Here is a 21,055-nt window from a genome sequence, read left to right on the forward strand (position 1 = left end):
GTACCTCGCCGGGGGGAGCCGCCGCCCCGCAGGAGGTGCCCCGTGACCGAGACCCCCGTGCGGCTGGAGCTGCTCACCCGGGCCAGCTGCCACCTGTGCGTGACGGCGGCCGAGACCCTGGCGCGGATCGCCGCGGAGGCCGGCGTCGGCACCCGCGAGGTCGACGTCGACGCCGACCCGGGGCTGCAGGCCGAGTACGGCGACCGGGTGCCGGTGGTGCTGCTCGACGGCCGGGAGCACTCCTACTTCACCGTCGACGTCCCCCGGCTGCGCCACGACCTCGGGATCGGCTGAACGGCCCACTCGGACGGGTCCGGAGACGCCCGGGCGGGTATGGTGTCGGACACAGCCGCGGGCATCCGCGCTGGCCCGGGGCCCGTGGCCGTCCCCGGGACTTTGTTCCTGCGTTCACAAGCGGTTACCGTGGCTGTCGCCGGGTGGGTGTACCGCCCGGGTCCCCGATGTCGTCCGCCCCCGCAGGCTCCCGCCGGCGCCCGGGCGCGACCGCTGTGGAGTAGGCCCGTGATGCAGTCGCGGCCCCGGATCCCGGAGGCCACCGTCGCCCGGCTGGCCGTGTACCTGCGGGTGCTCACCGGACTCGCCGACAGCGGCCGCGGCACCGTGTCCTCCGGCGAGCTGGCCTCGGCGGCCGGCGTCAACCCCGCCGGGCTGCGCAAGGACCTCTCGCACCTCGGCCCCTGCGGCGTCCGCGGGGTCGGTTACGAGGTGGCGACCCTGCGCGACCGCATCGCGGCCGTGCTCGGGATGGAGACCGCGCACGCGTGCGTGCTCGTCGGGATCGGGAACCTCGGGTCGGCGCTGGCCGGGTACGGCGGCTTCGGCAACCGCGGCTTCGAGTTCGTCGGCCTGTTCGACGCCTCGCCGGCCCGCGTGGGGCAGCGGATCGGCGACCTGCCGGTCCGGCCGATGGAGGAGCTCGACGAGGTCGTCGCCGCCACGCGGGCGACGATCGGGGTCATCGCGACACCGGCCGAGGTGGCGCAGCGGGTCTGCGACCGGCTGACCACGGCCGGGGTGAGGAGCATCTTGAACTTCGCGCCGGTGGCGCTCACCGCGCCCGCAGGGGTCGGCGTCCGCCAGGTCGACCTCTCCGTCGAGCTGCAGGTCCTCGCGTTCCTCGACAAGCAGCGGGGCACCGCCCCGGTGGCCGGGCTGGCGCCCGCCGGGGGGATGGCATGAGCCTGCTCGCCGTCGGCATCAGCCACCAGACCGCGCCGGTCGCGCTGCTCGAGCAGGTCGCGATGAGCGCGGACGACAAGGTCAAGGCGCTGCACGAGCTGGTCGGGAGCGACCACGTCAGCGAGGCGCTGGTGCTGGCCACCTGCAACCGGGTCGAGGTCTTCGCCGAGGTGGACCGCTTCCACGGCGGCGTCGCCGAGGTCAGCCGGGTGCTGGCCCGCCACGCCGGTGCCGCCGTCGAGGAGCTCTCGCCCTACGTCACCGTCCACTACGAGGACCAGGCCGTCGCGCACCTGTTCACCGTGGCGGCGGGCCTGGACTCGATGGTGGTCGGCGAGACCCAGGTCCTCGGCCAGCTGCGCGCCGCCTACGCCCTCGCCCAGGAGGAGGGCACGGTCGGCCGCTCGCTGCACCCGGTCGCCCAGCACGCGCTGCGGGTGGGCAAGCGGGTGCACTCCGAGACCGGCATCGACCGCGCCGGCGCCAACCTGGTCACCGTCTCCCTCGACCACGCCGAGCAGCGGGTCGGCCCGCTCGCCGGCCGGCCGGCGCTGGTCGTCGGCGCCGGGTCGATGGGCGCGCTGGCCGCCACCACGCTGTCCCGCCGCGGCGCGCTGGTCACCGTGGCCAGCCGCTCGCCCGAGTCGGCCGCCCGCCTGGCCGCCGCGGTCGACGGCGGCACCGCCGAGCTCGCCGACCTGCGCGCGGCGATCGCCGACGCCGACGTCGTCGTCACCTGCACCGGCGCCACCGGCCTGGTGGTCAGCACCGACGCCGTCGCCGGCGCCATGGCCGACCGGGGCCGTCGCCCGCTGGCCGTCGTCGACCTGGCCCTGCCCCGCGACGTCGACCCGGGCGTGGCCGCGCTGCCCGGCGTGCACCTGGTGGACCTGGCCCTCCTGCAGGGCGAGCGCTCGGCCGCCGGGGGCGCCGGCCCGGTCGCCGCCGACGACGTCTCCGCCGCGCACGCGCTCATCGAGGCCGAGACCGCGCTGCTGCGCGCCGAGCAGCAGGCCGCCGCCGTCGCCCCCACCGTGTCCGCGCTGCGCAGCCAGGCCGCCGAGGTCGTCGACGCCGAGCTGCTGCGGCTGTCCACCCGGCTGCCCGACCTCGACGCCCGCGCCCGCAGCGAGATCGCCCGCACCGTGCGGCGGGTCGTCGACAAGCTGCTGCACGAGCCGACCGTGCGGGTCAAGGAGCTGGCCGCCGCCCCCGGCGGCGTCGACTACGCCGACGCGCTGCGGGCGCTGTTCGGCCTCGGCATCGACACGGAGATGCCCGAGGACGGCACCCGGCTGGCCGAGGCGGTCACCGTGGACCCCGACGACCTGCGCCCCGGCGGTGTGGCATGACCACGCCGTCGACCAGCACCGCCACCCGCACGCTGCGCCTGGGCACCCGCGCCAGCCAGCTGGCCCGCACCCAGTCGCAGACCGTCGCCGACGCGATCACCGCGGCCAGCGGCGTGCCGGTGGAGCTGGTGCACATCAGCACCGAGGGCGACCGGTCGGCCGCGGCCATCGCCCAGCTCGGCGGCACCGGCGTCTTCGTCACCGCGATCCGGAAGGCGCTGCTGGAGGGCACCGTCGACGTCGCCGTGCACAGCTACAAGGACCTGCCCACCGCGCCCGAGCCCGGCCTGGTGCTCGCCGCCGTCCCGCCGCGGGAGGACCCCCGGGACGCGCTGGTCGCCCGCGACGGCCTGACCCTCGGCGAGCTGCCGGCCGGCGCCCGCGTCGGCACCGGCGCCCCGCGGCGGGTCGCCCAGCTGCGCGCGCTCGGCCTGGGCCTGGAGGTCGTGCCGATCCGCGGCAACGTCGACACCCGCATGGCCCGCGTCGTGCCGGGTGACCTCGACGCCGTCGTCCTCGCCCGGGCCGGGCTCGCCCGCCTGGGCCGGCTGGCCGCGGTCACCGAGACCCTCGACCCGCTGCAGGTGCTGCCCGCCCCCGCGCAGGGCGCCCTGGCCGTCGAGTGCCGGGCCGGTGACGAGCGGACGCTGGAGCTGCTCGCCCCCCTCGACGACGCCGGCACCCGCGCCTGCGTGCTCGCCGAGCGCACCACGCTCGCCGCGCTCGAGGCCGGCTGCAGCGCCCCGGTCGCCGCGTACGCCGAGCTGGCCGAGGGCGAGGACGGCGCCGAGCTGTACCTGCGTGCCTCGGTCACCGCGATCGACGGCAGCGACGGCGTCCGCGGCTCGGTCACCGGGCCGGTCGGCGAGGCCGAGCGGCTGGGCCGCGACCTCGCCGCCGACCTGCTCGACCGCGGCGCCGCGGAGCTCGTGGCGGCCGCCCGGTGACCCCCGGGCCCCGTCCCCCAGCCGGGCAGACCGCTCCGGCACCCCAGACCCCCACCCACGCCCTCCCCAGGGCCTCGACACCAACAAGGACCAGGAGCTCGTGATGACGCGCTTCCGCAAGACCCCCGGCCGCGTCGTCTTCGTCGGCGCCGGCCCCGGTGACCCCGGCATGCTCACCGCCCGGGCCACGGCCGCGATCGCCGAGGCCGCGGTGCTGCACGTCGACCCCGACGTGCCCGCCGCCCTCCTCGACGCCGTGCGCGCGAGCCGCCCCGGCGTCGAGCCGACCGTCGTCAGCGGCGAGCCGGCCGACGTCGCCAAGGGCGCCGTCGCGGCCGCGAAGACCGGCGACGTCGTCGTCCGGCTGGTCGCCGGCGACCCGTTCACCTCCGACGCCGTGGTGAAGGAGGTGCTCGCCGTCGGCCGCACCTCCGTGCCCTTCGACGTCGTCCCCGGCGTCGCCCCCGCCACCGCCGTCCCGGCCTTCGCCGGCGTCGCGCTCGGCGGCACCTCGCTGACCGCCGACCTGCGCGACGGCGGCGTCGACCTGCCCGCGCTGGCCGGCGCCGCGCACGCCCTCGGCGCCCCGGTGGTGCTGCAGGGCGGCGCCGAGCAGCTGCCCGACGCCGCCGCGCGGCTGGTCGAGGGCGGCCTGTCCGGCAGCACGCCGGTCGTCGTCACCACCGGCGGCTCGGGCACCGGCCAGAAGAGCGTGACCGCGAAGCTGTCGGCCGTCGCCGAGAAGACCGCCGACCTCGGCGCCGTCAGCGGGCCGGTCGTGGCCACCGTCGGCGCGGCCGTCGACAAGCGCGGCAAGCTCTCGTGGTGGGAGAGCCGCCCGCTGTTCGGCTGGCGGGTGCTGGTGCCGCGCACCAAGGACCAGGCCGGCGAGATGAGCGACCGGCTGCGGGCCTACGGCGCGGTGCCGGTCGAGGTGCCGACCATCGCCGTCGAGCCGCCGCGCAGCCCCGCGCAGATGGACCGCGCGATCAAGGGCCTGGTCACCGGCCGCTACGGCTGGATCGTGTTCACCTCGGCCAACGCGGTGCGCGCGGTCCGGGAGAAGTTCACCGAGCTGGGCCTGGACGCCCGCGCCTTCGCCGGCGTGAAGGTCGCCTGCGTCGGCGAGCAGACCGCCGAGGCGGTCCGCGCGTTCGGCATCGTGCCCGAGCTGGTGCCCACCGGGCAGCAGTCCAGCGAGGGCCTGCTGGCCGACTTCCCCGAGTACGACGACGTGCTGGACCCGATCAACCGGGTGCTGCTGCCCCGCGCCGACATCGCCACCGAGACCCTCGCCGCGGGCCTGCAGGAGCGCGGCTGGGAGATCGACGACGTGACCGCCTACCGCACCGTGCGCGCCGCCCCGCCGGCCGCCGCGGTCCGCGAGGCGATCAAGGGCGGCGGCTTCGACGCGGTGTGCTTCACCTCCTCGAGCACCGTGCGCAACCTGGTCGGGATCGCCGGCAAGCCGCACGCGAAGACCGTCGTCGCCGTCATCGGCCCCGCGACCGCGGCCACCGCGCAGGAGTTCGGCCTGCGGGTCGACGTCCAGCCCGAGACCGCCGCGGTGCTCCCGCTGGTCGACGCGCTGGCCGAGTACGCCGAGGCGCAGCGGGAGGGTGAGGGCGAGTGACCTCCCCGCGGGGCGGGGCGAACCCGGGCTTCGCGCGCGGGCGCCGGCTGCGGTCGACGCCCGCGCTGCGGCGGCTCACCGCGCAGACCCGGGTGGCCCCGGCCGACCTGGTGCTGCCGGTGTTCGTCAAGGAGGGCCTCGACCGGCCACAGCCGATCGGCGCGATGCCCGGCGTCGTGCAGCACACGCTGGACTCGCTGCGGAAGGCCGCGCACGAGGCGGCCGAGGCCGGCATCGGCGGTCTGATCCTGTTCGGCGTCCCCGCCGAGAAGGACGAGGTCGGCTCGCAGGCCGACGCCGCCGACGGGATCGTCAACGTCGCGCTGCGCCAGCTGCGGGCCGACCTCGGCGACGAGCTGGTGCTCGTGGCCGACCTGTGCCTGTGCGAGTACACCTCGCACGGGCACTGCGGCCTGGTCACCCCGGCCGGCGTGGTGGACAACGACCCGACGCTGGACCGGTACGCCGCCGTGGCCATCGCGCAGGCGCAGGCCGGCGCCCACGTCATCGCCCCCAGCGGGATGATGGACGGGCAGGTCGCGGCGATCCGCCGGGCCCTCGACGGCGCCGCCTCCACCGAGACGCCGATCCTCGCCTACGCCGCCAAGTACGCCTCGGGCTTCTACGGGCCCTTCCGCGAGGCGGCCGAGGGCGCGCCGCAGTTCGGCGACCGCTCGACCTACCAGATGGACCCGCCCAACGCCGACGAGGCGCTGCGCGAGGTGGCGCAGGACCTCGCCGAGGGCGCCGACGCCGTCATGGTCAAGCCGGCGCTGCCCTACCTGGACGTCGTGGCCCGGGTCGCCGACGCCGTCGACGTCCCGGTCAGCGCCTACCAGGTGTCCGGCGAGTACGCGATGGTCGAGGCGGCCGCGGCCAACGGCTGGATCGACCGGGAGCGGGCGATCCTCGAGACGATCACCGCCATCCGCCGCGCGGGTGCCGGCCAGGTGCTGACCTACTGGGCGGTCGAGGCCGCGCGCCTGCTGAGCCGCTGACCGGCAGCTGGTGTCCTACGTCGAGCCCGGGGGCTCCTGGCGGCCGTTCTGGCTGGTCGCCGGGGTCCTCGGGCTCCTCGCCGTCCTGGACGTGGTGCTGTCCGGCCCGGACGTGCCGCCGCTGCTGTGGGTGCTCGCCGTCGTCGCGGTGCTGGGCATCGTCGCCTTCGGCTGCACGGCGGCCCGGCGGGTGTGGACGGTGCGGGTCACCGGGGCCGGCCCCGACGGCGCGCTGTCGGTGGGCCGCGAGCGGGTGCCCCTGGCCGACGTCGACGCCGCCCACCTGCGCGCCGCGCGCGAGGGGACGGCGGGCGTGGACGCCGGCGCCCCCGTCCTCGGCGGCGGCTGGTCGGTGCCGCGCGGGCGCACCGGGCTGCCGCTGCGGCTGACCGACGGGCGGACCGTGCTGGTGCCCACCCGCGACCCCGCCGCGCTCGCCGGCGCGCTGCTGGCCGCGGTCCCGGCGAGCGCTGCACCGGGGAGCCCGACGTCACACGACGCGGGCCCCGACACCCCCGACGGGCGTCCGGGCGGCAGGGGGACACTGGGCCGGTGACCTCGCTGGACACGACCCGGTACGACTACGACGCACCGGTCTCCGCCGACCTGTTCGCCCGCGGGCAGCGCGTGACCCCGGGCGGGGTGAACTCGCCGGTGCGCGCCTTCCGCGCCGTCGGCGGCACCCCGCGGTTCATCGCGCGGGCCCAGGGCCCCTGGCTGACCGACGCCGACGGCCGCCGCTACGTCGACCTCGTCGCGTCGTGGGGGCCGATGATCCTCGGCCACGCGCACCCGGCCGTCGTCGAGGCGGTGACCGCCGCCGCCCGCCGCGGGCTGTCCTTCGGCGCGCCCACCGAGGGCGAGCTCGAGCTCGCGGAGGAGATCATCGCCCGCGTGCGCCCGGTCGAGCGGGTGCGGCTGGTCAACTCCGGCACCGAGGCGGTGCTGTCCGCGCTGCGCCTGGCCCGCGGCGCCACCGGCCGGCCGCTGGTGGTCAAGTTCGCCGGCAACTACCACGGCCACGTCGACGCGCTGCTGGCCTCGGCCGGGTCCGGCGTCGCCACCCTCGGCCTGCCCGACACCCCCGGCGTCACCACCGGCGCGGCCGCCGACACGATCGTGCTGCCCTACAACGACGTCGCCGCCGTCGAGGCCGTCTTCGCCGAGCGCGGGTCCGACATCGCCGTCGTCGTCTCCGAGGCGGCGCCGGGCAACATGGGCGTCGTCCCGCCGCTGGACGGCTTCAACGCGCAGCTGCGCCGGATCACCGCCGAGCACGGCGCGCTGCTGCTGCTCGACGAGGTCATGACCGGCTTCCGGGTGTCCCGCTCCGGCTGGTACGGGCTCGACCCCGTCGACGCCGACCTGTTCACCTTCGGCAAGGTCATGGGCGGCGGGCTGCCGGCCGCGGCCTTCGGCGGGCGCGCCGACCTCATGGAGCAGCTGGCCCCGACCGGGCCGGTGTACCAGGCCGGCACGCTGTCGGGGAACCCGGTCGCCGTCGCCGCCGGGCTCACCACGCTGCGGCACTGCACCGACGAGGTCTACGCCCGCTGCGACCGGGTCGCGGTCACCCTGCGCGGCGCGGCCAGCGCGGCCCTGTTCGCCGCCGGCGTCCCGCACCGGGTGCAGCAGGCCGGCTCGATGTTCTCGGTCTTCTTCGTGCCCGACGAGCGCCGGGTGCGCGACTACGACGACGCCCGGACCCAGGACACCGCGGCGCACCGCGCGTTCTTCCACGAGATGCTCGCCCGCGGCGTGTACCTGCCGCCGTCGGCGTTCGAGGCCTGGTTCGTCAGCGCCGCGCTCGACGACGAGGCCGTGGAGCGGGTGCTCGACGCGCTGCCCGCCGCCGCCCGCGCCGCCGCGGCCGCCGACCCCGCCGACGCGCCGTCCGACGAGGACGCCAAGGACGCCCAGGAGCTGCAGCCCTGATGGAGACGACCGTCGTCCACCTGCTCCGGCACGGGGAGGTCCGCAACCCCGGGAGGGTGCTCTACGGCCGGCTGCCAGGGTTCCGGCTGTCGGAGGCCGGCGAGGCGATGGCCCGGCGCGCCGCCGAGTGGCTCGTCGGGCGCGGCGTCACCCACCTGGTGTCCAGCCCGCTGGAGCGGGCGCGGCAGACCGCCGCGCCGGTCGCCGAGGCGCTGGACCTGCCGGTCGCCGTCGACGAGCGGCTCATCGAGGCCGGCAACGCCTTCGAGGGGATGCCGGTCGCGGGCGGGCAGGGGCTGGTCCGCCGGCCGCGGGACTGGTGGAAGCTGCGCAACCCGGTGCGGCCCTCCTGGGGCGAGCCCTACGTGGAGATCGCCGCGCGGATGCTGCTCGCCGTCGAGGCCGCCCGCGACGCCGCCCGCGGCGGCGCCGCCGTCTGCGTCAGCCACCAGCTGCCCATCTGGACGCTGCGGCTGCACCTGGAGGGGAAGCGGTACGCGCACGACCCCCGCCGGCGGCAGTGCGGGCTGGCCAGCGTCACGTCGGTGACCTACGAGGGCGACCGGGTCGCCGGCATTGCCTACGCCGAGCCGGCCGGAGCCACCGACCCCGACGCGGTGCCCGGAGCATGAGGCGCGCCCTGACCGCCGCTCTGGCGTCGGTCGCCCTGCTGGCCGGCTGCTCCACGGGCTCGGACGCCGTCGACGTGGGCAACGGCGGCGAGTTCCGCTTCGTCGCGGCCACCCCGGCCGGCGAGGTGATCCCCGAGGTCGAGCGGGACGCGGCGCCCGAGTTCGGCGGCACCCTGGTCGGCGGTGGCGACTGGTCCTCCGACGAGCTGGCCGGGCAGATCGCCGTCCTCAACTTCTGGGGCTCCTGGTGCGCGCCCTGCCGGGTGGAGACGCCGGCGTTCCAGGAGGTCTACGCCGACGTCCGCGACCGGGGCGTGGCCTTCCTGGGACTCAACGTCAAGGAGGCCGACGAGCAGTTCGCGCAGGCGTTCGTCGACAGCCAGGGCATCGAGTTCCCCTCGCTCTACGACCCCGCCGGCGAGGTCGCCCTGGCTTTCCGGGACTACCCGGCGAACGCGATCCCGTCCACGATCGTGCTGGACCGGGACGGCCGGGTCGCCGCCGTGTACACGGGCGAGGTGGCGCAGGAGGACCTGCGCGCCGTCCTCGACCGGCTGCTCGGGGAGGAGAGCTGAGTGGACGGCGTGCGTGAGCTCGTGACCGACGGCCCCCTGCTGGTGGCCGCCGCCGTCGCCACGCTGGCCGGGCTGGTCAGCTTCGCCTCACCCTGCGTGCTGCCGCTGGTGCCCGGCTACCTGTCCTACGTCACCGGGCTGGTCGGCACCGGTGCCCGCCCCGCGCCGGCGCCCGTCCCCGCCGGCCCGGGCGCCACCGCCACCACCGTGCGCACCGACCAGCGCACGCCGCGCGGGCGGATGGTGCTCGGCGCGCTGCTGTTCGTCCTCGGCTTCACCGTCGTGTTCGTCGCCGCCGGCGCCGCGTTCGGCGGGCTGGGCCGGCTGCTGGTCCAGTACGACGACGTCATCACCCGGGTGATGGGCGCGGTCGTCATCGTGGTCGGGCTCGGCTTCCTCGGCTGGCTGCCGTTCCTGCAGCGCACCGCGCGGCTGTCGGTGCGCCCGGCGGCCGGGCTGGCCGGCGCCCCGCTGCTCGGCGTCGTCTTCGGGCTGGGCTGGACGCCGTGCCTGGGCCCGACGCTGTCGGCGGTCTACTCGCTGGCCTACACCGAGGCCACCGCCGGCCGCGGCGCGCTGCTGTCGGTCGCCTACTGCCTCGGCCTGGGCGTGCCGTTCGTGCTGGTGGCGCTCGGCGCCCGCTGGGCGGTCGGGGCGACGGCGTTCCTGCGCCGGCACGCCCGCGGGGTCACCCGCTTCGGCGGCGCGGTGCTGGTGCTCGTCGGCCTGCTCCTGGTCACCGGCGCGTGGACGGAGATGATGGCCTGGCTGCGGTCGTGGCTGGCCGTCACCGGGCTGGGGGAGTCGGCGCCGTTGTGACTGGGCTCGCGAAGTCACCGATGAGCAGAGCACGACTCGACACAGCGCCGACGAGCGCCGGCGGGGAGGTGCTGTGACGACGACCGCTCCTCCCCGGACGCCCGCGGCGCCCCCGCCGCCGGCCCGGCCCTCCGGGCTCCGCCGCGCGGGCGGCTTCCTCCTGCGCCAGTGGCGCCGGCTCACCGCCATGCGCACGGCGATCGTGCTGCTGTTCCTGCTGGCGCTGGCCGCCATCCCCGGCTCGCTGCTGCCGCAGCGGTCGCTGTCGCAGAGCAACGTCACGCAGTACTTCGCCGACCACCCGACGCTCGCGCCGCTGCTCGACCGGCTCTACCTGTTCGACGTCTTCAGCTCGCCGTGGTTCGCCGCGGTGTACCTGCTGCTGTTCGTCTCGCTCATCGGCTGCGTGCTGCCCCGGGCGCTCGAGCACGCCCGCGCGCTGCGCACCCCGCCGCCGCCCGCGCCGCGGCGGCTGACCCGGCTCCCCGACGCCGCCGCGCTGCCCACCGCGCTGCCGGCCGCCGGCGCCCTCGACGTCGTCGAGGAGGAGCTGCGGGTCCGCCGCTACCGCGTGGTCCGGCGCGAGCGGGACGGCGTCGCCGAGCTGTCGGCCGAGAAGGGCCTGCTCAAGGAGACCGGCAACCTGGTCTTCCACCTGGCGCTGGTCGGCCTGCTGCTCGCGCTGGCCGGCGGCAAGCTGTGGGGCTACGAGGGCAGCATCCTGGTCACCGAGGGCCAGCGGTTCTGCAACTCGTTCCAGCAGTACGACACCCACTCCTCCGGCGCGCTGGTGGAGGGCAGCGACCTGACGCCGGTCTGCGTCGGGCTCGACGACTTCCGCGCCACCTACGAGCAGGACCTCACCGCCTCCTCGTTCACCGCCGACATCACCTACGGCGCCCCCGGCGAGGAGGGCCGGCCGACGACGATCGGCGTCAACGACCCCCTGCGGGTCGACGGCGACCGGGTCTACGTCACCGGCCACGGGTTCAGCCCGACGTTCACCGTCACCCGGCCCGACGGGTTCAGCATCGACGACGTCTCGGCGCCGTTCCTGCCCAGCGACCAGCGCACGATGGGCAGCCAGGGCGCGCTCAAGCTGCCCGACCTGGGCGCCGGCGCCGAGGACCAGTTCGCGCTCGAGGGCTTCTTCGCGCCGACCGGCCTGACGCAGGGCGGGATCCTCACCTCGATCGACCCGCGCCCGCTGGCGCCGCAGGTCGCGGTCGTGGCCTACGAGGGGTACCTCGGCCTGGACTCCGGCCTGCCGCAGTCGGTCTACTCGCTCGACGCCTCGCAGATCGAGCGCGGCCGGCTCACCGAGGTCGGCCGGGGCAACCTGTCGGTCGGGGAGTCGCTCACCCTGCCCGACGGGACGACGGTGACCTTCACCGGCTACAAGGAGTTCGCCGCCCTGCAGTTCTCGCACGACCCGGGGCAGGTGTGGGTGCTCGCCGCGGCGATCGCGGTGCTCGCCGGCCTGCTCGGGATGCTGCTGCTGCGCCGGGAGCGGGTCTTCGCCCGCGCCACCGGGCCCTCCGCCGACGGCGGTACCGTGCTCGAGGTCGGTGGACTGACTCGAGGCAGCGGCGACAGCGCACCGCGCTTCACGGCGTTGACCGACGACCTGCGGGCGGCCCTCGCCGCCCGCGCCGCGACCCGCGCCCCGTCCGGGGGCGCACCCGAGACCGGAGGCACACCCGCGTGACCGCCGACCAGCTGTCCGGCCTGTCGGACACCCTGTTCTCCGTCAGCGTCGGCCTGTACTCGCTCGCCGTCGTCGCCTTCGCCGCCCAGCTGGCCTTCGGTCGCCGGCCCGCCCGCGCCCGCGTGCTGGTCGGCGCCGGCGCCCCGGTCGACGAGCCGGTGTCCCCCGAGGCGGCTCCGGCCGGCACGGACGACCCGCCGGCGGTGCGCCGCTGGGGCCTGGTGGCGATGCTGCTCACCGCCCTCGGGGTGCTCACGCACGCCGGGGTCCTCGTCGCCCGCGGCCTGGCCGTCGACCGGCTGCCCTGGGGCAACATGTACGAGTTCGCCACCGCGGTCGTGCTGGTCGCCGTCGTGGCGTTCCTCGTCCTCGCCGTCCGATCGCCGGGCCTGCGGCACCTGGGGTTGTTCGTCCTCGCCCCCGTCGTGGTCAGCCTGGTCGCGATCGGGCTGTTCCTCTACGTCGAGGGCGCCCCGCTCGTGGCGGCGCTGCGGTCGAGCTGGCTGGCCGTGCACGTGACGACGGCGATCCTCGGCTTCGGCGTCTTCTTCGTCAGCGGCATCGCCAGCGTGCTCTACCTGGTCCGCAGCCGGTTCGAGGCCCGCGGCGGCGACCCGTCGTCGTCGCGGCTGGTGGCGCGCATCCCGTCGGCCGCCACCCTGGACCGGGTCGCGCACCGCACCGCCGTCTTCGGCTTCCCCATCTGGACCTTCGCGGTCATCGCCGGCGCCATCTGGGCCGAGAGCGCCTGGGGCCGGTTCTGGGGCTGGGACCCGAAGGAGACCTGGGCCTTCATCGCCTGGGTCGTGTACGCCGCCTACCTGCACGCCCGGACGACGGCGGGCTGGCGCGGCCGGCCCGCGGCGTGGGTCAACGTGGTCGGCCTGGGCGTCATGGTCTTCAACCTGCTGTACGTGAACATGGTGTCGTCCGGGTTGCACAGCTACGGCGGTGTCAACTGACCTGCGCCCCGTCCGTCCCACCCGCCCCGCCCGTCACTCCAGCGAGGGGGTCCGGGCGCAGGTTCCCGGCCCGGCGTGTTGCGATGGGCGCATGACTGCACGTGCGGGGGGACGCCGTGGGTAGGCACGCAGCCGCCGACGGCGCCGGCACCGACCCGATCGTGGCGGCCGCGCTGGCCACCGGGACCCCGGCGACCCGGCACGCGCCCGGCGCCACCGGGCAGGGGACCGAGGGCGAGCTGGGCTGGCCGGGGGACACCACCACCGGCGGCGGGCTCGGCTGGCCGGGCTCGCTGGACCGGGCGGACGACGCCGGTGAGGCGGCCGGGACCGAGGTGGCCGGGACCGAGGTGGTGGTGACCGAGGCGGCGGTGACCGGCGCGACCGAGGGGCCCGAGGCGACCCTGCGCATCGACGTCGTCCCCGCCGTGCCGGGGACCGGGCCGGACGGCGAGCCCGAGCCGCCGGGCCCGCGCGGCTGGCGCCGCCTGTTCGGCGGCCGCGCCGCCTGAACCCGGCACCCGCCGCGCACCTCCGCGGAGGTGTCCCGTGCACGTCCGCGGACGTGCACCGAGGGCGGGTGCGCTAGGCGGGGGAGCCGTCGTCGCGGCGGACGCGGCGGGCGAGCTCGCGGAGGAACTCCGGGTCGTCGTCGGGGGCGACGGGGCGGGACGCGCGGGAGGGCCGCGGACGACGGGCCCGCCGTTCCCGGCGCAGCTCGCTCCCGGCGACGGCCGTGGCCCGGACGACGAGCACGACCACGAGCAACGCGACCACCAGCAGCACGACCGGCACCCGGCCTCCCCTCGAGAGAAACGTCCCTGCCGCCCAACGTACGCGCGCGGGATACTGGGACGAGCGGTCCGTGACCGCCTCCACACACGACCCGGACGGAGCCTCCCCATCGACGCCGTCGACCGGCAGCTGATCGACCTGCTGCGCGCCAACGGCCGCGCCAGCATCGCCGAGCTGGCCCGGCAGGTCGGGCTCTCCGCGCCGGCCGTGCACGAGCGGGTCGGCAAGCTCGAGGCCTCCGGGGTCGTCCTCGGCTACCGCGCCGTCGTCGACCCCGCCGCGCTGGGGCTGGACGTCACCGCGCTGATCGGCGTGATCGAGAGCGACGCCGTCGACGACACCGGCGTGGAGGCCGCGCTGCGGGCGATGCCCGAGGTCGAGGACTGCTGGCGGGTCGCGGGCAGCGAGGGCTACGTGCTCAAGGTCCGGGTGACCGACATCCCGGCACTCGAGGCCGCCATCAACGCGTTGAACAGGATCGAGGGCGTCGCCCGCACCCGCACCACCGTCGTGCTCTCCACCAAGTGGGAGGGCCGGACGGGATGACGCCCGACCGCACGCAGGAGGACAGCAGCATGGCCGAGAGCACCACCCCGGGCGCGCCCACCGGCGGTCCCGCGACCCCGCCGCGGATCGCGCCGTGGCTGCTGCTCTACACGCTCGGCCGGCTGGTCATCGCCGTCGCGCTCATCGCGCTGATCTGGCTGGTGGGCCTGCCCGGGTTCCCGGCGCTGCTGTTCGGCCTGCTGCTGTCGATGCCGGTGGCGCTGGTGCTGCTGCGCCCGGTCCGCGACAGGCTGACCGAGGGCCTGGCCGCCCGCAGCGTCGCCCGGCGCACCCGCAAGGAGCAGCTGCGCGCCCGGCTGTCGGGCGACGCCGCCGCCTGACCCGGCTCAGCCCGACAGGGCGAGCCCGGCGCCGAGCAACACGCCGGTGGCCAGGGTGAGCAGGCCGGTGGCCTGCAGCGCGGCGATCAGCGCCGGCCCGCGCCCGCCGGAGAGCACCACCCGCGACGGCGGCACGGCCAGCGGCGCGGCGGCCAGCGCGAGCAGCGCCCACGGCCGCGCCACCCCGATCGCGACGACGACGGCGAACGCGACGACGAGCAGGCCGACGTAGAACCGCCGGGTCGCGCGGTCGCCGAGCAGCACCGCGAGCGTGCGCTTGCCCACCCGGGCGTCGCCCTCGACGTCGCGCAGGTTGTTGACCACCAGCAGCGCCACCGACAGCAGCCCGATCGGCACCGCGGCGGCCAGCGCCAGCCCCTCGACCCGCCCGGTCTGCACGAACGTGGTCCCGGCGACGGCCACCAGGCCGAAGAAGACGAAGACGAACACCTCCCCCAGCGCCCGGTAGCCGTAGGGCAGCGGGCCGCCGGTGTAGGTCCAGGCCGCGACGATGCACACCGCGCCGACGGCGACCAGCCACCAGCTCGACAGGGCCGCCAGCACCAGCCCCGCCACCCCGGCGACGGCGAAGGACAGCAGCGCCGCCGTCAGCACCGCGCGGGGCGAGGCCGCGCCCGAGCCGACCAGCCGCATCGGCCCGACCCGGACGGCGTCGGTGCCGCGCTTCCCGTCGGAGTAGTCGTTGGCGTAGTTGACCGCCACCTGCAGCGCCAACGCCACGAGCAGCGCCAGCAGCGCGGGCACGAGCCGGAAGCCGTCGAGCGCGGCCGCGGCGCCGGTGCCCACCAGCACCGGCGCGAGCGCGGCGGGCAGCGTGCGGGGGCGGGCGCCGGCCACCCACTGCGCGGGGCCGGCCATCACGAAGGACCCCCCTGCTCCCCGCCACTCGCGGGCTCGCGGCGGGACCCTGCAGGCGGGCCGTTCCGGTCCGTCACCGCGGCGGCCACGCCGCGGCGGTCGGGTTTGCCGGTGTGCAGGGTCGGCACCGATCCGATCAGGTGCAGCTCGCGCGGCGCGGACGGCCCGCCCAGCCGGTCGGCCACCCACGGCCGCAGGGCCGCGAGGTCGGGTGCGGTGCCCGGCGCCGGGACGACGGCGGCGACCACCCGCTGCCCCCACTCCTCGTCGGGCCGGCCGAACACCACGGCGTCGGCGACGGCGGGGTGCTCCCGCAGCGCCCCCTCGACCGCCTGCGGAGCCACGTTCACGCCGCCGGTGACGACGACGTCGTCGAGCCGCCCGGCCACGGTCAGCCGCCCGTCGGGACCGATCGAGCCGGCGTCGCGGGTGCGGAACTCCCCGCCCGCGAACGCCGCCGCGGTGCCGTCCGGGTCGCGCCGGTAGCCGAGCGCCAGCACCGGGCCGGCCACCGCGATGGCTCCTCCGCCGGGTCCTGCGGCACTCCCGCCGGCGTCCACGCGCACCCGGACGCCGTCGAGCGGGACGCCGTCGTAGACGCAGCCGCCGGCGGTCTCGGTCATGCCGTACGTGGTCACCACCGCGACGCCGCCCTCGCGGGCCCGGGCCAGCAGGCCCGGGTCGGTGGCCGCGCCGCCGACCAGCACCGCGTCGAACGCGCGCAGCGCCTCCGGCTCGCGCTCCAGGTACCGGCGCAGCTGGGTGGGCACCAGCGCGGTGTACCGCCGGCCGGCGGGCATCCGCGCGACCGCGGCGGCCAGGTCCTCCCCGGCCGCGAGCGCGGTGGGCGCCGTGCCGCCGAGCACCGACCGCACCAGCACCTGCAGGCCGGCGATCGCCGACGCCGGCAGCGCGAGCAGCCAGGCGCCGGGCCCGCCGAGCCGGTCGAGGGTCGCCGTCGCCGAGGCCCGCAGCGCCGCCGCCGGGAGCAGCACGCCGCGCGGGCCGCCGGTGGACCCGGAGGTGACGACGACGAGGTCGGCGCCGTCCTCCAGCGGCTCGTCCGGCGCGAGGACCGCCCGCGCGGCCGCCGCGGGCGGCCCGGCCGGGAGGACGGCGAGCGGCGCGGCGCCCTCCAGGCAGGCGCGGACGGCGGGCAGCACGGTGCCGAGGACGGCGTCGGGGGAGTCCGGCGCGGGGAGGACGGTCAGCTGCCGGATCACGGGTCCCGAGGGTACGTCGCGTGCGACATAGGCTTGCGGGCGTGATCACCCCCGCCGGCCTCCCCGAGGGGATCGACCGGCTGGCGGTGTGGTCGGTGCCGATGCGCACCCGCTTCCGCGGCATCGACGTCCGCGACGGCGTGCTCGTGCACGGCCCGGCCGGCTGGGGCGAGTTCTCCCCGTTCTGGGACTACGGCGTGCCCGAGAGCCGCCGCTGGTGGGCGGCCGCCGCCGAGGCCGCGGTGCGGGGCTGGCCCGCACCGGTGCGCGACGCGGTGCCGGTCAACGTCACCGTCCCCGCGGTGGGGCCCGAGCGGGCGCACGCGATCGTGACCGCGTCGGGCTGCCGGACGGCGAAGGTGAAGGTGGCCGAGCCGGGCCAGACCGCCGGCGACGACCTCGCCCGTGTGGAGGCCGTCCGCGATGCGCTCGGCCCCTCCGGCGCGGTCCGGGTCGACGCCAACGCGGCGTGGGACGTCGACACCGCCGTCGCCCGGATCCGGGAGCTGGACCGGGTGGGCCTCGAGTACGTCGAGCAGCCCTGCGCCACGCTCGCCGAGCTCGCCGCGCTGCGCCGCCGGGTGGACGTCCGGGTCGCCGTCGACGAGGGCGTGCGCCGCGCCGACGACCCGCTGGGGGTCGACCTGCGGGAGGCCGCCGACGTCGTCGTCCTCAAGGTGCAGCCGCTCGGCGGCGTGCGGGCCGCGCTGCGCGTGGCCGAGGCGCACGGGCTGCCGTGCGTGGTCTCCTCCGCGCTGGAGTCCTCGGTGGGCATCGCCGCGGGGGTCGCGCTGGCCGCCGCGCTGCCGGAGCTGCCCTTCGCCTGCGGCCTGGCCACCGTCGCCCTCCTCGACGGCGACGTCACCGACACCCCGCTGCTGCCGGTGGACGGCGCGCTGCCGGTCACCCGGCCCGACCCCGGCCGGCTGGACGCCGTGACCGCACCCGGCGACGTGACCGCCCGCTGGACCGAGCGGCTGGGCGCGGTGCTGGCCGCGTGAACCCCTCCACCGCGCTGGCCCGCGTGCTGGTCGACGAGCTGGTCCGCGGCGGGGTCCGCGACGCCGTCGTCGCGCCCGGCTCGCGCTCGGCGCCGGTCGCGCTGGCGCTGGCCGCCGCCGAGCGGGCCGGCGTCCTGCGGCTGCACGTGCGCATCGACGAGCGGACCGCGTCCTTCCTCGCCCTGGGCCTGGCCCGCGCGTCCGGCCGGCCGGTGCCGGTGCTCACCACCTCCGGGACGGCGACCGCGCACCTGCACGCCGCCGTCCTCGAGGCCGACGTCAGCGGGGTGCCGCTGCTGGCACTCACCGCCGACCGGCCGCCGGAGCTGCGGGCCACCGGCGCCAACCAGACGATCGAGCAGCCCGGCCTGTACGGCGGCGCGGCGCGCTGGGCGGCCGACGTCGGCGTGCCCGAGGCCGGCCGGGAGGCCGCGCAGAACCGCTACTGGCGCTCGGTGGTGTCCCGGGCGCTGCTCGCGGCCACCGGCGTCCTGTCCGGCGACCCCGGGCCGGTGCAGCTGAACCTGGCCTTCCGCGACCCGCTGCTGCCCGAGGAGGAGCCCGGCCCGCCGGCGGGCCCGTGGGCCGGCCGGGACGGCGGGGCGCCGTGGACCGCCGGGGCGCCTTCGCCCGTCGCGACCGTCCCGGTCGGGGACGGCCCGCGCACGCTCGTCGTCGCCGGGGACGGGCCGGACGCCGTCGGCCGGGCGTGGGCGGGCGGCGCCAGCGCGGCGGGCTGGCCGGTGGTCGCCGAGCCGAGCGGCGGGGCGTGGACCGACGGCGCGGTGCGCGGCGGGGCGCTGCTGCTCGGCGTGCCCGGCTGGCTGGACGCGCACCGGCCCGACCGCGTGGTCGTCGTCGGCCGGCCGACGCTGTCCCGGCCGGTCTCGGCGCTGCTGGCCGATCCGCGGGTGCGCGTGGAGACGGTGGTCGCCGGGCCGCGCTGGCCCGACGCCGGCCGCTCGGCGGCCCTGGTCACCCGCGCCGCCCCGCCGGCCGGCCCGCCGTCGGAGCCGGGCTGGGCGGCCGCCTGGCGCTCGGCCGCGGACCGGGTCGGGGGCGCGGTCGACGCCGCCCTGGACGCCGCGCCCGGGCTGACCGCCGCCCGGCTGGCCCGCGACGTCGTCGCCGCGCTGCCGTCCGGGGCGCTGCTGGTCCTCGGGTCCTCGACACCGGTGCGCGACGTCGACCGGCTCGCCGTCCCCCGCGGCGACGTCAGCGTGCTCGCCAACCGCGGCGTCGCCGGCATCGACGGCACGGTGTCCACCGCCGTCGGCGCGGCGTTGGCGCACGGCGGGCCGGCGGTGGCGCTCATGGGCGACCTGACGTTCCTGCACGACCTGCAGGGCCTGCTCGCCGGCGAGGGCGAGCCGCGCCCGGACCTCACCGTGGTCGTGCCCGACAACGACGGCGGCGGGATCTTCGCCCAGCTGGAGCCCGGCCGGCCGGCGTACGCCCGCGACTACCGGCGGGTGTTCGGCACGCCGCACGGGCGCGACCTGGTCGCGGTCGCGGCGTCCCTGGGCTGGGCGGCGACGGCGGTGGCCACGCCGGAGGAGCTCGCCGCCGCGCTGGTGCGCGGCGGGCCTCGGGTGGTCATCGCCCGCACCGACCAGCGCGCGGAGGCCGACCTCGCGGTCGCCCTGCGGGAGGCCGCGGGCCGCGCCCTGGCCTGAGCGGCCTCGGGAGCGTCGGGTCTCCTGCAGCGACCAGCCGGTCCCGCCGGGCTCACCGGAGAGTGAGACGCACGGCTCCGGAGCCCCTTCCGGACGCCCGTGACGAGCCGGTCCGTCACTCCGTGGCGGTGGCCTTCGTCACGGGATCCGGGCGGTCGCGGCGAGGGCGGCCGCGGGGGCGGGGGCGTGCTCGCCGGGCCGGATCGCGCACCGTGAACAGCGGGTTCCGTTTCTCGGCGCGGCCCGATCCGGTGGTCACGCCGGCGTCACGCCGTACCCCACGAGCCCCAGCCGAACCGCACTGTGACCGCCGTCACGACGACAGTCGACATGACGACACGTAGCGTTTTGGCTGCGCTCAGCGAAGACGGAGCGCGGCGCCGGTCCGCCAAACCCTGCCCACCGGTCGCCCACGCCAACTCCCAGGGCAGGGGTGGGGGACCCACTCTTCCGGCGCGCGACGGCCTACGGGGGCCTGTCGGAGCGCGCCTCGGGGTGAAGCCGCGGACCGCGGCCGGGCACCGATCGCCCGAACCCGACAGCTCACCTCGCCGGCGGTGATCGGGAGATCATCACCATGCCCAAGCACCGCGCACCCCGCTACGTCCGCACCAAGAAGGTCATCGCCAAGGCCCCTGTCGCTGCCGGCGCCGCCGCCGTCGGCCTGGGCGTCCTGAGCTCGCCGGCCTCCGCCTCCACCACCCACGACTGGACCGGCGTCGCCCAGTGCGAGTCCAGTGGCAACTGGAGCATCAACACCGGCAACGGCTACTACGGCGGCCTGCAGTTCAGCCAGTCCACCTGGGCCGCCTTCGGTGGCACCGACCTCGCCCCGCGCGCGGACCTGGCCACCCCGGCCCAGCAGGTCCAGATCGCCGAGGCCGTCCTGGCCGGCCAGGGCATCGGCGCCTGGCCGAGCTGCGGCAAGTTCCTGACCGACGGCACCACCCCGGCCGCTGCCGAGGCCCCGGCCGCGCCCGCCGAGCAGGCCGCCCCGGCCGCCGAGGCCCCGGCCGCTCCGGCCGCTCCGGCCGAGCAGCCGGCCGCCGAGCAGGCCGCTCCGGCCGAGCGGGCCGACCGGGCCGAGCGGGCCGAGGTCACCACCGAGGAGTACACCGTCCGCTGGCGGGACACGGTGGCGAAGATCGCCGCCGCCCACGGCCAGAGCTGGCGCGAGCTCTACGAGCGCAACGCCGACGTCATCGGCGGCAACCCGAACCTGATCTACCCCGGTCAGGTGCTGGCGCTCAGCGGCTCCGCCGTCCCGGCCGAGGCCGCCCCGGCCCCCGCCGCCGAGGCCGCTCCCGCTCCGGCCGCCGAGGCCGCCCCCGCTCCGGTCGCCGAGGCCGCCCCGGCCCCGGTCGCCGCCGCCGGTGAGGCGGCGCCCGCCGCCACCCCGCCGATCGCCGAGGCCGCCCCGCAGGTCGCGCAGTCCTCGGTCGTCGCCGAGATCACGAACACCGCCGGCGCGATCCACGAGGCCGTCCAGGCGGCGGCGAACGCCGTCGTCAGCAACGTCCCGGGCGCCGCGGACATCACCCTCGGCGGCACGCGGGCCAGCGCGGTCGACCCGGACGGCCACCCCTCCGGCAAGGCGCTGGACTACATGGTCATGTCCGACGCCGCCCTCGGCGACGCGATCGCCCAGTACCACGTCGACCACTGGGACGAGCTCGGCGTCGAGTACGTCATCTGGCAGCAGCGCATCCTCACCTCGCCGGACGGCGCCTGGAAGGCGATGGCGGACCGCGGCAGCGCGACCGCGAACCACGTGGACCACGTGCACGTCAACTACGTGGGCTGACCTCCAGCACACCCGACGAGGGCCCCGAC

Annotated in this window: 22 protein-coding genes and 1 riboswitch; of the genes, 19 read left to right on the forward strand and 3 right to left on the reverse strand. The window is 77.4% G+C overall.

The features are described 5' to 3' along the window. The first annotated feature begins 42 nt into the window (after window positions 1-42). The 14 genes from ACI796_RS12720 to ACI796_RS12785 all read left to right on the forward strand — a co-directional run bounded on the left by ACI796_RS12720 (window position 43) and on the right by ACI796_RS12785 (window position 13,273). On the forward strand, window positions 43-294 hold the full coding sequence (locus tag ACI796_RS12720) for a glutaredoxin family protein (protein WP_456941595.1): 252 nt from the start codon (window positions 43-45) through the stop codon (window positions 292-294). A gap of 231 nt (window positions 295-525) precedes the next feature. Continuing rightward, complete coding sequence (locus tag ACI796_RS12725) at window positions 526-1,200, forward strand: redox-sensing transcriptional repressor Rex (RefSeq protein ID WP_456941596.1); 675 nt, start codon at window positions 526-528, stop codon at window positions 1,198-1,200. Continuing rightward, window positions 1,197-2,552, forward strand: a complete 1,356-nt coding sequence (locus ACI796_RS12730) for a glutamyl-tRNA reductase (RefSeq protein ID WP_456941597.1) — start codon at window positions 1,197-1,199, stop codon at window positions 2,550-2,552. Before ACI796_RS12725 ends, ACI796_RS12730 begins: the two co-directional genes overlap by 4 nt. After that, window positions 2,549-3,499 carry a hydroxymethylbilane synthase gene (gene hemC, locus ACI796_RS12735; protein ID WP_456941598.1) on the forward strand — a complete coding sequence of 317 codons (951 nt, stop codon included), beginning with the start codon at window positions 2,549-2,551 and terminating at the stop codon, window positions 3,497-3,499. The genes ACI796_RS12730 and hemC overlap by 4 nt, the downstream gene beginning before the upstream one ends. 103 nt (window positions 3,500-3,602) lie before the next feature. Then, a complete protein-coding gene (locus ACI796_RS12740; protein WP_456941599.1) occupies window positions 3,603-5,132 on the forward strand; it encodes a uroporphyrinogen-III synthase in 1,530 nt (509 codons plus the stop codon). After that, window positions 5,129-6,130, forward strand: a complete 1,002-nt coding sequence (gene hemB / locus ACI796_RS12745) for a porphobilinogen synthase (protein WP_456941600.1) — start codon at window positions 5,129-5,131, stop codon at window positions 6,128-6,130. Before ACI796_RS12740 ends, hemB begins: the two co-directional genes overlap by 4 nt. 10 nt (window positions 6,131-6,140) lie before the next feature. Then, window positions 6,141-6,686 (forward strand): hypothetical protein, encoded by a 546-nt coding sequence (locus tag ACI796_RS12750; protein ID WP_456941601.1) that lies wholly within the window; start codon window positions 6,141-6,143, stop codon window positions 6,684-6,686. Continuing rightward, entirely contained in the window at window positions 6,683-8,065 is a 1,383-nt protein-coding gene (gene hemL / locus ACI796_RS12755) for a glutamate-1-semialdehyde 2,1-aminomutase (RefSeq protein ID WP_456941602.1), read from the forward strand. The genes ACI796_RS12750 and hemL overlap by 4 nt, the downstream gene beginning before the upstream one ends. Continuing rightward, entirely contained in the window at window positions 8,065-8,697 is a 633-nt protein-coding gene (locus tag ACI796_RS12760; RefSeq protein ID WP_456941603.1) for a histidine phosphatase family protein, read from the forward strand. The genes hemL and ACI796_RS12760 overlap by 1 nt, the downstream gene beginning before the upstream one ends. Beyond that, window positions 8,694-9,272: a TlpA family protein disulfide reductase gene (locus ACI796_RS12765; protein WP_456941604.1), complete on the forward strand. Its 579-nt coding sequence runs from the start codon at window positions 8,694-8,696 to the stop codon at window positions 9,270-9,272. Before ACI796_RS12760 ends, ACI796_RS12765 begins: the two co-directional genes overlap by 4 nt. Then, window positions 9,273-10,091 carry a cytochrome c biogenesis CcdA family protein gene (locus ACI796_RS12770; protein ID WP_456941605.1) on the forward strand — a complete coding sequence of 273 codons (819 nt, stop codon included), beginning with the start codon at window positions 9,273-9,275 and terminating at the stop codon, window positions 10,089-10,091. Between the two features lie 73 nt (window positions 10,092-10,164). Further along, window positions 10,165-11,799 (forward strand): cytochrome c biogenesis protein ResB, encoded by a 1,635-nt coding sequence (gene resB / locus ACI796_RS12775; RefSeq protein ID WP_456941606.1) that lies wholly within the window; start codon window positions 10,165-10,167, stop codon window positions 11,797-11,799. Continuing rightward, window positions 11,796-12,761, forward strand: coding sequence for a c-type cytochrome biogenesis protein CcsB (ccsB, locus tag ACI796_RS12780; RefSeq protein ID WP_456941607.1), 966 nt, complete (start codon window positions 11,796-11,798; stop codon window positions 12,759-12,761). The genes resB and ccsB overlap by 4 nt, the downstream gene beginning before the upstream one ends. 116 nt (window positions 12,762-12,877) lie before the next feature. Continuing rightward, entirely contained in the window at window positions 12,878-13,273 is a 396-nt protein-coding gene (locus ACI796_RS12785; RefSeq protein ID WP_456941608.1) for a hypothetical protein, read from the forward strand. A gap of 73 nt (window positions 13,274-13,346) precedes the next feature. Here ACI796_RS12785 and ACI796_RS12790 read toward each other — a convergent pair whose 3' ends face one another. Continuing rightward, on the reverse strand, window positions 13,347-13,556 hold the full coding sequence (locus ACI796_RS12790; RefSeq protein WP_456941636.1) for a hypothetical protein: 210 nt from the start codon (window positions 13,554-13,556) through the stop codon (window positions 13,347-13,349). 108 nt (window positions 13,557-13,664) lie between these two features. On the opposite strand from ACI796_RS12790, the gene ACI796_RS12795 reads away from it, so the two are divergent. Both ACI796_RS12795 and ACI796_RS12800 read left to right on the forward strand, forming a co-directional pair. Beyond that, entirely contained in the window at window positions 13,665-14,102 is a 438-nt protein-coding gene (locus ACI796_RS12795; protein WP_387988414.1) for an Lrp/AsnC family transcriptional regulator, read from the forward strand. A gap of 29 nt (window positions 14,103-14,131) precedes the next feature. Further along, window positions 14,132-14,443 (forward strand): DUF4229 domain-containing protein, encoded by a 312-nt coding sequence (locus ACI796_RS12800; RefSeq protein WP_456941609.1) that lies wholly within the window; start codon window positions 14,132-14,134, stop codon window positions 14,441-14,443. Window positions 14,444-14,449: 6 nt separating this feature from the next. On the opposite strand, the gene ACI796_RS12805 is transcribed toward ACI796_RS12800, so the two are convergent. Next, window positions 14,450-15,322 carry a 1,4-dihydroxy-2-naphthoate polyprenyltransferase gene (locus tag ACI796_RS12805; protein WP_456941610.1) on the reverse strand — a complete coding sequence of 291 codons (873 nt, stop codon included), beginning with the start codon at window positions 15,320-15,322 and terminating at the stop codon, window positions 14,450-14,452. After that, window positions 15,322-16,545 carry an o-succinylbenzoate--CoA ligase gene (gene menE, locus ACI796_RS12810; RefSeq protein ID WP_456941611.1) on the reverse strand — a complete coding sequence of 408 codons (1,224 nt, stop codon included), beginning with the start codon at window positions 16,543-16,545 and terminating at the stop codon, window positions 15,322-15,324. Before menE ends, ACI796_RS12805 begins: the two co-directional genes overlap by 1 nt. Window positions 16,546-16,586: 41 nt before the next feature. Between menE and ACI796_RS12815 the strand changes: the two genes are divergently transcribed. From ACI796_RS12815 to ACI796_RS12825, 3 genes are all read left to right on the forward strand, one after another. Next, window positions 16,587-17,546 (forward strand): o-succinylbenzoate synthase, encoded by a 960-nt coding sequence (locus ACI796_RS12815; RefSeq protein ID WP_456941612.1) that lies wholly within the window; start codon window positions 16,587-16,589, stop codon window positions 17,544-17,546. Then, window positions 17,543-19,222, forward strand: a complete 1,680-nt coding sequence (menD, locus tag ACI796_RS12820; RefSeq protein WP_456941613.1) for a 2-succinyl-5-enolpyruvyl-6-hydroxy-3-cyclohexene-1-carboxylic-acid synthase — start codon at window positions 17,543-17,545, stop codon at window positions 19,220-19,222. Before ACI796_RS12815 ends, menD begins: the two co-directional genes overlap by 4 nt. 403 nt (window positions 19,223-19,625) lie before the next feature. Then, window positions 19,626-19,795: riboswitch (cyclic di-AMP (ydaO/yuaA leader) on the forward strand. Window positions 19,796-19,799: 4 nt separating this feature from the next. After that, entirely contained in the window at window positions 19,800-21,026 is a 1,227-nt protein-coding gene (locus ACI796_RS12825) for a transglycosylase family protein (protein ID WP_456941614.1), read from the forward strand. The last annotated feature ends 29 nt before the right edge of the window (window positions 21,027-21,055 follow it).

It is taken from the genome of Geodermatophilus sp. SYSU D00525, from assembly GCF_054050475.1.